12 protein-coding genes are annotated in these 12,407 nt (G+C 69.3%); 7 read left to right on the top strand and 5 right to left on the bottom strand.

Features of this window, described 5'->3' with window-relative positions; translation table 11 throughout:
* Positions 1–22: 22 nt before the first annotated feature.
* The 5 genes from VXD91_RS12715 to VXD91_RS12695 are packed head-to-tail and all read left to right on the top strand — an operon-like array spanning position 23 to position 5,779.
* On the top strand, positions 23–1,591 hold the full coding sequence (locus VXD91_RS12715) for an alpha/beta fold hydrolase (protein WP_212811657.1): 1,569 nt from the start codon (positions 23–25) through the stop codon (positions 1,589–1,591).
* Between the two features lie 35 nt (positions 1,592–1,626).
* Positions 1,627–2,904: a glycosyltransferase family 87 protein gene (gene aftC, locus VXD91_RS12710; RefSeq protein ID WP_212811658.1), complete on the top strand. Its 1,278-nt coding sequence runs from the start codon at positions 1,627–1,629 to the stop codon at positions 2,902–2,904.
* 2 nt (positions 2,905–2,906) lie between these two features.
* The gene (gene msrB, locus VXD91_RS12705; RefSeq protein WP_346415688.1) at positions 2,907–3,317 is read left to right on the top strand and encodes a peptide-methionine (R)-S-oxide reductase MsrB; all 411 of its coding nucleotides are present in this window, start codon (positions 2,907–2,909) and stop codon (positions 3,315–3,317) included.
* A 3-nt stretch (positions 3,318–3,320) separates the two neighbouring features.
* The gene (locus tag VXD91_RS12700) at positions 3,321–4,400 is read left to right on the top strand and encodes a VIT1/CCC1 transporter family protein (RefSeq protein WP_212811661.1); all 1,080 of its coding nucleotides are present in this window, start codon (positions 3,321–3,323) and stop codon (positions 4,398–4,400) included.
* Positions 4,400–5,779 carry a DUF2252 domain-containing protein gene (locus tag VXD91_RS12695; protein WP_212811663.1) on the top strand — a complete coding sequence of 460 codons (1,380 nt, stop codon included), beginning with the start codon at positions 4,400–4,402 and terminating at the stop codon, positions 5,777–5,779. The genes VXD91_RS12700 and VXD91_RS12695 overlap by 1 nt, the downstream gene beginning before the upstream one ends.
* Before the next feature lie 5 nt (positions 5,780–5,784).
* On the opposite strand, the gene hemQ is transcribed toward VXD91_RS12695, so the two are convergent.
* Genes hemQ through hemE form a run of 3 tightly spaced genes read right to left on the bottom strand, consistent with a single transcriptional unit; the run spans position 5,785 to position 8,911 of the window.
* Positions 5,785–6,486 carry a hydrogen peroxide-dependent heme synthase gene (hemQ, locus tag VXD91_RS12690; RefSeq protein ID WP_020101812.1) on the bottom strand — a complete coding sequence of 234 codons (702 nt, stop codon included), beginning with the start codon at positions 6,484–6,486 and terminating at the stop codon, positions 5,785–5,787.
* Positions 6,487–6,500: 14 nt separating this feature from the next.
* On the bottom strand, positions 6,501–7,853 hold the full coding sequence (locus VXD91_RS12685) for a protoporphyrinogen oxidase (RefSeq protein ID WP_212811665.1): 1,353 nt from the start codon (positions 7,851–7,853) through the stop codon (positions 6,501–6,503).
* 8 nt (positions 7,854–7,861) lie between these two features.
* Positions 7,862–8,911: a uroporphyrinogen decarboxylase gene (gene hemE, locus VXD91_RS12680; protein ID WP_212811667.1), complete on the bottom strand. Its 1,050-nt coding sequence runs from the start codon at positions 8,909–8,911 to the stop codon at positions 7,862–7,864.
* A 116-nt stretch (positions 8,912–9,027) separates the two neighbouring features.
* Between hemE and VXD91_RS12675 the strand changes: the two genes are divergently transcribed.
* Positions 9,028–9,609: a DUF3000 domain-containing protein gene (locus VXD91_RS12675; RefSeq protein ID WP_029105313.1), complete on the top strand. Its 582-nt coding sequence runs from the start codon at positions 9,028–9,030 to the stop codon at positions 9,607–9,609.
* A 4-nt stretch (positions 9,610–9,613) separates the two neighbouring features.
* The gene (locus VXD91_RS12670) at positions 9,614–10,852 is read left to right on the top strand and encodes a ribonuclease D (RefSeq protein WP_212811669.1); all 1,239 of its coding nucleotides are present in this window, start codon (positions 9,614–9,616) and stop codon (positions 10,850–10,852) included.
* Between the two features lie 83 nt (positions 10,853–10,935).
* Here VXD91_RS12670 and VXD91_RS12665 read toward each other — a convergent pair whose 3' ends face one another.
* Together VXD91_RS12665 and VXD91_RS12660 are read right to left on the bottom strand one after the other, a co-directional pair.
* Positions 10,936–11,388, bottom strand: coding sequence for a lipoprotein LpqH (locus VXD91_RS12665; RefSeq protein ID WP_212811671.1), 453 nt, complete (start codon positions 11,386–11,388; stop codon positions 10,936–10,938).
* A 49-nt stretch (positions 11,389–11,437) separates the two neighbouring features.
* Positions 11,438–12,367 (bottom strand): alpha/beta hydrolase, encoded by a 930-nt coding sequence (locus VXD91_RS12660; RefSeq protein ID WP_212811676.1) that lies wholly within the window; start codon positions 12,365–12,367, stop codon positions 11,438–11,440.
* Between the last annotated feature and the right edge of the window lie 40 nt (positions 12,368–12,407).

Raw genomic sequence — 12,407 nt, 5'->3', positions numbered from 1 at the left:
CGGCATCGCTACTGTGGTGGCCATGCGTCGCCGCCTGCTGCTCCCGGCCCTGAGCCTGTCGACCGTGGTGCTGTCGACGGTCGTGGCTGGATGCGCCCCGCTGCTGGCCGCCAACCCCCGGTACGTCACCGACTCCGGTGCCCGGCCGCAGGGCGCAGCGACCACGTCCAAGGCACCCGAGGGCCCGCCGCCGATCGCCGTGCCAAAGAAGGATCTGACGTGGCGTGAATGCACGTCCCGGGTGTTCGGCGACGCGACCGTTCCCGCCGTGCCGGGCGTCATCCTGGAGTGCTCGGACTACGACGCCGACCTCGATTCCCTCGGCGGCTCCGCCGGGACCGTCAGCATCGGCGTGGTCCGGGCCCGTCTGGCCACGACCCCGGCCGACGCCGGACCGATCGTCATGACCACCGGGTCCGACATCCCGACGTCGCACCAACTGCCGGTGTGGCTGCAGCGCGGCGGCGTCGACCTGTTGAAGACGCGCCCGGTCGTGGCCGTCGACCGCCGCGGCATGGGCATGTCGGGGCCGCTGAGCTGTGTATCGAGCAATGATCGCCAGGACCTGCTGGACCAGGCGCAGTTCCTGGCGGGTGACGACCAGGTGGCCAACCTGGCGAAGGTCGCCACGTCGGCCACCACCGACTGCACCGACAGCATCGCCCCGGGAGAGTCGGCCTACGACAACGCGCACTCGGCCGAGGACCTCGAGCGGCTGCGCAGCACGTGGGACGTGCCCGCGCTGGCCGTCCTCGGCATCGGCAACGGCGCCCAGATCGCCCTGGCCTATGCGGCGTCACACCCCACCAAGGTCGCCCGGCTGGTGCTGGACTCCCCCTTGCCACTGGGCATCTCGGCCGAAGCCACGGCCGAGCAGCGCGTCAAGGGCCAGCAGGCGGCGCTCGACGCGTTCGCCGCGCAGTGCGTCGCCAACAACTGCCCGCTGGGCCCGGACCCCAAGGGCGCCATCGACGGCATGCTGGCCGACGCCCGCGCCGGACGCGGCGCCGGCGGTGCCTCGACGGCCGGCCTCGTCGAGTCGATCACCACGGCGCTGGGCTACCCGCGCGGCGACGGGCTGGCCAACACCCTGTCCCTGGCCGGTGCGCTGGCCGCGGCCCGCGGCGGCGACGCGACCGCGCTCAACGCGCTGAGTGCGACGGCCGAGGCGACGCGCCAGACGGACGGGCAGTTCGTCAATCGGTGCGACGACTCCGTCAACCGCCCCACGCCGGACCGTGTCCGCGAACTGCTGGTGGCCTGGCCCAAGAAGTACCCGCAGTTCGGCGCCGTCGGCGCGCTGAGCCTGGCGCCGTGCCTGAGCTGGCCCAGCAGTCCCGCACCCGCGGCCCCCAAGGAACTGAAGGTGCCGATCCTGTTGCTGGGCACCCACAACGACGCCATCGTGGGCGGCGACGGTGTCGCGGCCGTGGCGGCCATGGCGATCAACGCGGGCACCAACAGCCGCCGCGTCATGTGGCAGGGCACCGGCCACGGCACCCTCGTCTACACGACGTGCGCCCTGCCTCCGGTGCAGGGCTACCTGACCTCCGGCAAGCTGCCCGACACCGACACGTTCTGCCCGGCCTAGTCGGGCCCGTCAGGACCCCGTTATAGGGTTCGGTGGTGACGCGCCCTCTATCGCTCCTGAGCGTCTTCGGTCCCCGCACCGGCCCGCAGAGCACCGCGGATATCGTCCGCAATGCACTGTGGCCCATCGCGATCGTGTCGATCATCCACCGCAGCTATGTGCTGACGACCAACGGTTACATCACCGACGACTTCGGTCCGGTGTACCGCGCGGTGTCGAACTTCCGGCGGCACTGGGCCATCTACAACGAGCACTTCAACTACGTCGACCCGCACTACCTGTACCCGCCCGGCGGCACCCTGCTGCTGTCGCCGTTCGGGTTCCTGCCGGAGTTCGCGTCGCGGTTCTGGTTCGTGGCGATCAACTCGGTGGCGATCATCATCGCCGCCTGTCTTCTGGTACGGCTGTTCAAGTTCTCGTTGACCTCGGTGGCGTTGCCCGCCCTCCTGCTGGCCATGTACTGCACCGAGTCGGTCACCAACACCTTGGTTTTCACCAACGTGAACGGCTGCATCCTGCTGGCCGAGGTGCTGTTCTTCACCTGGCTGCTGGACGGCAAGAAGAATCACGAGTGGCTGGCCGGCGCCGCCATCGGGTTGACCCTGGTTCTCAAGCCACTGCTCGGCGTCCTGCTTCTGCTGCCGCTGCTCAACCGCCAGTGGCGGGCCCTGGTCGCCGCGTTCGCGGTGCCCGTCGTCTTCAACGCGGTGGCCTGGCCGCTGTCGGCCGACCCCATGGGCTTCGTGCGCAACACCGTGCCGTACATCTTCCAGACCCGCGACTACTTCAACAGCTCGGTGCTCGGCAACGGCATCTACTACGGCCTGCCGATGTGGCTGATCATGTTGCTGCGCATCGCCTTCGTGGTGCTGGCCGCCGCCAGCCTGTGGCTGCTGTACCGCTACTACCGCGAGCGCGACCAGCTGTTCTGGATGCTGACGTCCTCGGGCGTCCTGCTGATCACCTCGTGGCTGGTGCTGTCCCTGGCGCAGGGCTACTACTCGATGATGCTGTTCCCGTTCCTGATGACGGTGGTGCTGCCGCGGTCGACCATCCGCAGCTGGCCCGCCTGGCTCGCGGTGTACGGCTTCCTCACCATGGACCGCTGGCTCATGTGGCGCTGGCCGACGACCGGCCGGTTCCTCGAGTACATCAAGATCACCTACGGCTGGTCGCTGATGCTCGTCGTGGTGTTCTGCGTGCTGTACTTCCGCTACCTCGACGCCAAGAAGGACGGCCGGCTGGACCAGGGCATCGACCCGTTGTGGTTGTCCAAGCCTCAGCCCGCTCCCCCGGGTAGCGTGAGCGCATGAGCATTCCGCCGCCGAAAGTTGAACTCACCGACTCTCAGTGGCGGGAGAAACTGACTCCCGCCGAGTTCCACGTGCTGCGCGAGGCCGGGACGGAACGCCCGTTCGTCGGCGAATACACCGACACCAAGACCGAGGGCGTCTACCAGTGCCGGGCCTGCGGCGCCGAGCTGTTCCGCAGCACCGAGAAGTTCGATTCCCATTGCGGCTGGCCGTCGTTCTTCGACCCGGCCGACTCGGACGCGGTGATCCTGCGGGCCGACAACAGCCTCGGCATGCGGCGCGTCGAGGTGCTGTGCGCCAACTGCCACAGTCACCTCGGACACGTCTTCGAGGGCGAGGGCTACCCGACCCCGACCGACCAGCGCTACTGCATCAACTCGATCTCGCTTCGCCTGGTTCCGGCCGAGAGCTGAGACGTGGTCGCGCAGCCCACCGACGCACAGTTGCGGCGGTGGCGGCAGCACCTGGCCAATGAACGTGCCGAAGCTGCCGTCTACCGCGATCTGGCGCAGCGCCGTCAGGGCGCCGAACGCGACATCCTGCTCGAACTCGCTCTCGCGGAGGGCCGGCACGAGAAGCACTGGCTGACGCTGCTCGGCGACCAGGTCGGCAAGCCGCATCGGCCCGACCTGCGGACCCGGGCCCTCGGGTTTCTCGCCCGGCACCTCGGCTCGGTGTTCACCCTCGCGCTGGCGCAACGGGCCGAAGCGCGCTCGGAGTACGAGACCGACGTCGACGCCACGCCGACCATGGCCGCCGACGAGCGCATCCACATGGAAGTTGTTCGCGCCCTTGCCAGTAGAGGCCGCGACCAGCTGTCGGGCAGCTTCCGCGCCGCGGTGTTCGGCGCCAACGACGGGCTCGTCAGCAACCTGGCGCTGGTCCTGGGCATCGGCGCCACCGGGGTGTCGAGCGCGACGATCCTGGCCACCGGACTCGCGGGGCTGATCGCCGGGGCCCTGTCGATGGGCGCCGGCGAGTACGTCTCGGTCAACTCGCAACTCGAACTGCTCGAGGCGTCGACACCCAGCGCCACGGCGGGCACCGCCGTACGGGCGCTCGACGTCGACGCCAACGAACTCGAGCTGGTGTACCGGGCCCGCGGGATGAGCCCCGAGGACGCGGCCGCCCGCGCCGCCGACGTCTTCGCGAGCCTGCGGGCGGGCGCGATGGCCGACTCGCCGCTGGGCGAGGTGTCGAGCGAGAAGCACGAAGCCGTCGGCACCGGTTTGCGCGCCGCGGTGTCCAGCTTTCTGTTCTTCGCGTCCGGCGCACTGATCCCCGTGCTCCCCTACCTGTTCGGGCTCACCGGCATCACCGCCGTCGTCGTCTCGGCGGTCCTGGTCGGGCTGGCGTTGCTATCCACGGGCATGATCGTCGGCCTACTCTCCGGCGGTCCGCCGCTGCGACGGGCGTTGCGCCAGTTGATGATCGGCTACGGCGCGGCCGCGGTGACGTACGTGCTGGGCCTGCTGTTCGGGACCGCGGTCGGCTGATGAAGCAGTCGGTGCAGGAACGCCGCGACGCCGGGCGAGCCGCCCGCGCCAGGCTGCCCCGAGCGGCGCTGGCCGACGTCCACATCACCGCCGACCGGCCCGACCCGGTGGCTCTGCTGCAGTCGCAGGCGACCTCCCGGATCGCCGACCTCGTCCCCATCCGATACGGCCGGATGCTGACCTCGGCACTGGCGTTCTATCGTGGCGCGGCCCTGATCATGGCCTCAGATTTGGCGGCCGGCCCACACACCGGACTGACCGCGCAACTGTGCGGCGATGCCCACCTGTGCAACTTCGGCCTGTTCGGCTCACCCGAACGCAATCTGGTGTTCGACGTCAACGACTTCGACGAGACCCTGCCCGGGCCGTGGGAATGGGACGTGAAGCGGTTGGTGGCGAGTCTGGCAATCGCCGGCCGGGACAACGGCTTTCAAGCAGACGCCCGCGCAGAGGTTGTCCGCAGCTGCGTCAGCGGCTACCGCACCCGCATGCAGGAGCTGGCCGGCATGGGCGAACTGGCGGCCTGGTACACCCAGACCACCGTGGACGCCGAGTTGCAGAACAGCGTCGACACCAAGTTCGCCCGCGAGATCCAGCAGACCGCGGCCAAGGCCCGCGCCCATGACAGTCTCCAGGCCGTCGCCAAGCTGACCGAAACGGTCGACGGCCAGAGCCGGCTCATCAGCCGACCGCCGTTGGTGGTCCCCATCGAAGAACTGGTCGGCGCCGACCGGGCCCGTCAGTACCAGCAGCAGATGACACCGTTCATGCAGCGCTACCGCGACAGCCTGGAAGACAGCCGGCGGGCCCTCATCGAGCGGTTCGACTACGTAACCATGGCGCGCAAGGTGGTCGGCGTCGGCAGCGTCGGTCTGCGGGCGTGGATCGTGTTGTTGACCGGGCGCGACAGCGGCGACCCGCTGCTGCTGCAGATGAAGGAGGCCCAGCCCTCGGTCCTGGAGCGTTTCGTCGGCGCCAGCGCGTATGCGAATGCCGCCCAACGGGTTTCGGTCGGGCAACGGCTGATGCAGGCCAGCAGCGACATCCTGCTCGGGTGGCTGCACGCCGTCGGGCCGGACGGCTACGAGGCCGACTATTACGTCCGCCAGCTCCACGACTGGAAGGGTGCGGTGTCGGTGCAGACATCGAGCCCGAAGCTGCTGGCCGACTACGGGCGGGCCTGCGCCCACGCGCTGGCCCGGGCCCACTCCCGTACCGGCGATCGCATCGCGATCGCCGCCTACCTCGGCAGCAGCGACGCTGCCGATACCGCATTGACCCGGTTCGCCGAGGCCTACGCCGACCAGAACGAGCGCGATTTCACCGCGCTGCGCGACGCTGTCGCCGCTGGGCGGGTGACCGCAGAGTCCGACCTCTGACTCGTTCAGGGCAGGTTGGCGACCAGCTGCTCGATGCCGACCCGCGGACCGGTGAAGAACGGCGTCTCCTCGCGGACGTGGCGACGCGCGTCGGTGTAGCGCAGCTTCCACATCAGCTCGACGATGCGGGCCAGGTCCGGACCCTCGAAGGCGAGAATCCACTCGTAGTCACCCAGCGCGAACGCCGGCACGGTGTTGGCGCGGACATCGGGGTACTCGCGGCCACCCATGCCGTGCTCGACCAGCATGCGGCGACGGTCGTCGTCGGGCAGCAGGTACCAATCCAGCGACCGCACGAACGGGTAGACGCAGATGTAGTCGCCCGGGTCCTCGCCCGCGATGAACGCCGGCAGATGGCTCTTGTTGAACTCGGCCGGACGGTGCAGCGCGACGGCGCTCCACACGGGCTCGGTGGCGGCACCGAGCGCGGTGCGACGGAAGCCGGTGTAGGTGGCCTGCAGGTCCTCGACGCGCTCGGCGTGGGTCCACATCATGAAGTCGGCGTCGGCCCGGAAGCCCGCCACGTCGTAGAGCCCGCGGACGACGACGCCCGCGTCTTCGCGCTTCTTGAGGTACGCGGCAGTCTCGGCGGCGATGCCGGCCCGCGACTTCTCGTCCGCCGGCAGCTCATCCGGCTGCACGGCGAAGACCGAGATCATCATGTACCGGGTCACCGCGTTGAGGGCGTCGTAGTCGAGCTTGGCCATGCGTCTATCGTGCCCTATCGCGGAACGCCGCCACCGACCACCTCCATGGCCGCGCGGGTTCCCGACGCCACACATGCGGGTACCCCGATACCGTCCAGATAGCCGCCCGCGACGGCCAGTCCCGTCGGCAGCCCGGCGCGCAGCTCGTCGACCAGTTCGAGGTGACCCGGACCGTACTGCGGCATGGCGTCGATCCAGCGCTGCACCAGGTAGTCCACCGGCTCGGCGGTGATCCCGAACAGCGCCCGCAGGTCCTCCAGCGACCACGCCAGTAGCCGGTCGTCGCCGACGTTGCGGGCCAGATCGTCACCGAACCGGCCGTACGACAACCGCAACAGCTCGACGTTGCCGCCGCGTCCCCACTTGCGCGACGTGAGGGTGATCGCCTTGGAATGCAACGCTTCTCCCGCGGCCATCAGAACGCCGGATTGCTGCGGCAGCGGTGTGCCGCCGGGCAGCGCGAGGGCAACGACTGCCGCGGACGCGATGGGGATCAACCGCGCCATGGCCGCACTGCCCGGGGCGATGTTCTCGAGCAGCTTGGCCACGCGCGGCGCCGGCAGCGCCAGCACCACGGCGTCGGCCGACCAATACTTGCTCTCGTCGTCACGCAGTTGCCAGGCCCGGCCCACTGAATCCAGTGCCTCGATACCGACCTGCGCCCACTGGGCGCCGGTCCTCCGGATCAGTTCGTCGAGGAGGACGCCGTACCCGCCGTCAACCGCGCCGAACACCGAGGCGCTCGTGGGTGGCGCCGCGGCCAGCACCGAGGCCACCGCGGCCGTCAGACTCGGGGCACCGCGATCGAGCGCGGCGGCCAGCGCGGGCACCGCACTGCGGATGCCGATGGTCTTGGCCGAACCGGCATAGACGCCGGCCAGCAGCGGGTCGACCGACCGGGTCACCACCTGGGCGCCGAACCGGTCACCGACCAACTGTGCGACGGTCGGGTCGGCATTCGGTTGCCAGCTGAGGGGTCGGTTCGGCTCGCTCGCGATCTGCGCCAGTGTCGCGTCGTCGACCAGGCCGCGCAGGTTCGCGCCGGGCCCTGGGATGCCCTGCATGGTGCCCTCGGGCATCGGGTGCAACCGGCCGCCGCTGTAGATCAACGGGCGCACGCCGGTGGTGCCGACCTGCCGCAGGCCCAGTTCTTTCAGCAGCGACGTGACCTCGGGCCGGCGGGCCACGAAGGCCTCGGCGCCGACGTCCAGGGTCTGACCGGCGAGCCGTTCGGTGCGCAGGACACCACCCAGCCGGTCGGCCGGATCGAAGATCGTGATGCGTGCCCCCGGGTCGGCCTGGCGCAACCGGTAGGCCGCGACCAGACCCGAAATGCCGCCGCCGACAACGCAATACGTCTTACTCATCTACAGACTCACAGCGAGTGGGCCAGCGCCACCGCTTCGGTGACCACACCGGGATCGGTCGACGGCAACACACCGTGGCCGAGGTTGAAGATGTGCCCGGCGGCACCGGCCTCGACGGCACGGCGCCCGTCCGCGACCACCTGGCGGACGGCGTCGTCGACCACGCGCCAGCCCGCCAGCAGCACGACCGGATCGAGGTTGCCCTGCAGCGCCTTGCCCGGACCGACCCGGTGCGCGGCGTCGACGAGATTGGTGCGCCAGTCGACGCCGACGACCGTCGCGCCGGCCTCGCCCATGGCACCGAGCAACTCGGCGGTGCCGACGCCGAAGTGCGTCATCGGGACGCCGTGGTCTTTCAGGGCGGCGAAGATGCGGGAGCTGTGCGGCAGCACGTAGTCCCGGTAGTCGGCGAGTGACAGGGTGCCGGCCCAGGAGTCGAACAGCTGGATCGCGTCGACGCCGGCGGCCAGCTGGGCGCTCAGGAACTCGATGGTGAGGTCGGTCAGCTTCTCCATCAGGTCATGCCACGTCGCCGATTCGCCGAGCATCATGGCCTTGGTCTTCTCATGGTTACGGCTCGGGCCGCCCTCCACGAGGTAGGACGCGAGCGTGAACGGCGCACCGGCGAAACCGATCAGCGGCACGTCGCCCAGTTCCCTGGTGAGCAGGCCGATGGCCTCCGCCACCGGCGCCACCTGATGCGGCTCGAGCGGCTTGATGCCCTCGACGTCATCCGGGGTGCGAATCGGGTGAGCGATCACCGGGCCGACGTCCGGCACGATGTCCAGATCGATCCCGGCGGCCTTGAGCGGCACCACGATGTCCGAGAACAAGATGGCGGCGTCGACGCCGTGACGGCGCACCGGCTGCATGGTGATCTCGCAGACCAGCTCGGGGTTGAAACACGCCGAGAGCATGGTGTGGGTGGCGCGCAGGGCGCGGTATTCGGGCAGGGACCGGCCGGCCTGCCGCATCATCCACACCGGGGTCCGGTCCGGGGTGCGGCCGGTGGCGGCAGCCAGATAGGGCGATTGCGGCAGTTCACGACGGGTGCTCATCACCGCTAATGCTGCCATGTCCGCATCGGCCGCTTATACCCTGTCGCGCGGCCAAATATCGGGCTATCGGCGCGCCTGCTTACGCGACCGGCCTGATCGGGCTAGCGTCCCAGAATGTGACCTCCGCCGAGCCGGCCCAATTCCGCACTGCTGTTGCGGCAATGAACGCCGCCACCGTGCGCCCGGAGATCGAACTCGGCCCGATCCGTCCGCCCCAGCGGCTGGCTCCCTTCAGCTACGCGCTGGGCGCAGAGGTGCGTCATCCCGACGCCTCCGTGGTCCCGGAAAGCTCGGAGGGCGACGCCTTCGGACGTCTGATCCTGCTGCACGATCCCGAAGGCGCTGAAGCCTGGGACGGCACCATGCGTCTCGTCGCCTACATCCAGGCTGATCTGGACTCCACCGAGGCCGTCGACCCACTGCTGCCCGAGGTGGCGTGGAGCTGGCTGGTCGATGCGCTCGAGTCGCACGCCGACGGCGTCACCGCGCTGGGCGGCACCGTCACTGCCACGACGTCGGTGCGCTACGGCGACATCTCCGGCCCGCCGCGCGCCCACCAGCTGGAGCTGCGGGCGTCGTGGACCGCGACGTCGCTCGAGTTGGGACCGCATGTGCAGGCGTTCTGTGAGGTGCTCGAGCACGCCGCCGGACTGCCGCCTGCGGGCGTGACCGATCTGGGTTCGCGCACCCGCGCGTGACCGCATGACTGACGCTGATCCGGTCGAGACGTCTGACGACGATCCCGACATCACTCCCCTGCTGGCACCTGCCGACGGCGTGCCACCCGTCGCCGTCTACGCGAGCGACATCGCCCGCGCCGGTGAGCTTCTGGCGTCCGGCCACGGCGCATTCGCGATCGATGCCGAGCGGGCTTCGGGCTTCCGCTACTCCAACCGGGCCTACCTGATCCAGATTCGCCGTGCGGGTGCCGGCACGGTGTTGATCGACCCCGTCAGCCACGGCATCGACCCGCTGAAGGCGCTGGCGCCGGTGGCCGAGGTCGTCAACACCGACGAGTGGATCCTGCACGCGGCCGACCAGGATCTGCCGTGCCTGGCCGAACTGGGCATGAGGCCGCCGTCGCTGTACGACACCGAGCTGGGCGGACGGCTCGCCGGCTACGACCGGGTGAACCTCGCGGCCATGGTGCAGCGGTTGCTGGGGCTGGGGTTGAAGAAGGGCCACGGCGCCGCCGACTGGTCGAAGCGCCCGCTGCCGGCGGACTGGCTGAACTACGCAGCACTGGACGTCGAGGTACTGCTGGAACTGCGGGCCGCAGTGGCCGCGGAACTCGAGGCGCAGGGCAAAACCGAATGGGCCGCACAGGAATTCGAGTACATGCGGACTGTCGAACCGAGCCCGACTCGGCGCGACCGCTGGCGGCGGACGTCGGGCATCCACAAGGTTCGCAACGGTCAGGCCCTGGCCGCGGTGCGCGAACTGTGGCAGACCCGCGACCTGATCGCGCAGCGGCGGGACATCGCGCCCGGCCGAATCCTGCCCGACGCGGCGATCATCTCCGCGGCCGTCGCCAATCCGGACACCATCGAAAAGCTCACGGCGCTACCGATTTTCGGCGGCTCGCGACAGAAGCGCAGCGCGCAGGTGTGGCTCGACGCGTTGGCCCGGGCCCGGGAGGCCGATCCGCCGGCGTCCGAACCGAACAATGGGCTGCCGCCACCGGCGCGGTGGTCGCGCCGCAAGCCCGAGGCGTTCGAACGGCTGGAGGCCTGCCGCAGCGGGCTGACGCTGCTGTCCGAGCGGGTGTCGGTACCGACCGAGAATCTGCTGACGCCGGAGACCGTGCGGCGGCTGTGCTGGGACTGGCAGCCGGTTCCCGACGTCGCCGCCGCGGTCGATGAGTTCCTGGCCGCGGCCGGCGCCCGGCCCTGGCAGCGGGAACTCTGCGGCCCGGTCCTGGTCGCTGCCCTGTCTTCCTAGCCTTTTCCCGCGAGCGGCCGTGTCTGCACACGGTCTCGCGGCGTGTCGCGTGCATTTTGCGCACCCTCACCGCCGACGAGCGGTCACGGACTCCCGATGGCCGGCACCGTGTCGCGCGGATGGGCGTCCTGATAGCCGGGGCACGCGGTCTGGATTTTGAACGTGTGCCACCCCGATTCACCGCGATTCGGCGGCATGCGCCCGCTGACGGTGTAGGTGTCGTCGACCTTGATGCCGGTGATCTCTGCTGGGTCGGCGACGAATCCCGTCGCGTCGCCGTCACGCAGCCCGACCTTCTGGACGACGATGCGGCCCACCTGTGTGAGTTGAATCCGCACCACCTGACCCGTCTTGCCCCGCGCCAGGATGACCAGGCCTCCCCCGGCCGGCTGGCGGGTGCAGACGACCGTGCCGGTGTTGATGGTGTGCGGTTCCCCGTCGAAGACGATCGAGGTGACGGTCGGCGTCCCGGACTCGCACGCACTGATCAACAGCACACCGAGCACCGCCACCAGATCCGGGCGGTGGACGCGCATGTCGCAAGTGAACCAGTTCGCTTCGCGTTGTGCGCGCAAAAGCGAGGGGTCAGCGCGCGCCGAACGGCCGCCACAACAGCGGCGTGACGAACTCCAGGAAGTGCTCGAGCACCGCGTCGGGCGCTTCGATCTGCGGCCAGTGCGCGATGTCGTCGGCCAGCATCACGATGTCGGGGTTCGGGATGACCTCGCGGTACCTGGCGGCCATGTGAGCGCCGGAGTTCGGATCCGACGGGCCGTCGATCAGTCGCATGGGGATCGTCGTCTCGCGCATCGCGCGCACCCAGCGGTTCCGGTGGACGTAGCGGTCATTGATGAAGCGGCCGACCTGGTGCATGACTTTCTTGCCGTCGTTGTAATCGAGGATTTCGTGGAACTTGTCCATCAGCTCCTTCGACGGTTTGGTGTTGACGCCGAACATCTCGTTGATGGTCGGGTCGGCCAGGCGCCGTGACAACGGACTGCCCTGCAGCGGGCGCATGAGGTCGCCCAGCGGGGTTTGCGACATCGCCTTCTGCAGCAGGCGCGGGGTGTAGGACTCGACGAACAGCCCGCCGTTGAGCCACGTGACCGATTCGATGTTCAGATTGCCGTATACCTGATCGCCGAAGTGGTTGCGCGCCAGCAGTTCCTGGCCCACCGAGTCACCGAGGTCGTGGGCCAGAATGTGGACGGTCTGTGCGCCCAGGTGGTCCAGCAGTGCCTCGTGCATGTCGGCGTGATCGTGAATCGAGTACTGATACGCGGACGGCTTGGTGGAGAACCCCATGCCGATCATGTCCGGCGCGATGACGGTGAACTTCTCGCTGAGCGTCGGCCAGATCAGGGACCAGTCCCAGGAATTGAACGGGTAGCCGTGGATGAGCAACAGCACTGGGCCGGTGCCGAGTTCCAACCCGTCGCGGCGGTAGAAGATGTCGAATCCGAGGTAGTCGAAATACTGGCCGGCGGACTTCCAGGCTTCGAGTTCGTCGTGCATGGGGTTGAGCGTAGGCCGCGGACAGTCTGACGTCTCCGCA

It is taken from the genome of Mycobacterium sp. SM3041 (assembly GCF_039668335.1).
GTDB lineage: Bacteria > Actinomycetota > Actinomycetes > Mycobacteriales > Mycobacteriaceae > Mycobacterium.
This window is presented reverse-complemented; position numbering and strand designations above follow the sequence as displayed.

Coding starts and splice junctions, on each gene's coding strand:
- hemE (WP_212811667.1), bottom strand. CDS start 8,911: ATGAGCACCCGTCGTGAACTGCCGCAATCGCCCTATCTGGCTGCCGCC.
- VXD91_RS12715 (WP_212811657.1), top strand. CDS start 23: ATGCGTCGCCGCCTGCTGCTCCCGGCCCTGAGCCTGTCGACCGTGGTG.
- VXD91_RS12685 (WP_212811665.1), bottom strand. CDS start 7,853: ATGAGTAAGACGTATTGCGTTGTCGGCGGCGGCATTTCGGGTCTGGTC.
- hemQ (WP_020101812.1), bottom strand. CDS start 6,486: ATGGCCAAGCTCGACTACGACGCCCTCAACGCGGTGACCCGGTACATG.
- VXD91_RS12670 (WP_212811669.1), top strand. CDS start 9,614: ATGACTGACGCTGATCCGGTCGAGACGTCTGACGACGATCCCGACATC.
- VXD91_RS12695 (WP_212811663.1), top strand. CDS start 4,400: ATGAAGCAGTCGGTGCAGGAACGCCGCGACGCCGGGCGAGCCGCCCGC.
- VXD91_RS12665 (WP_212811671.1), bottom strand. CDS start 11,388: ATGCGCGTCCACCGCCCGGATCTGGTGGCGGTGCTCGGTGTGCTGTTG.
- VXD91_RS12660 (WP_212811676.1), bottom strand. CDS start 12,367: ATGCACGACGAACTCGAAGCCTGGAAGTCCGCCGGCCAGTATTTCGAC.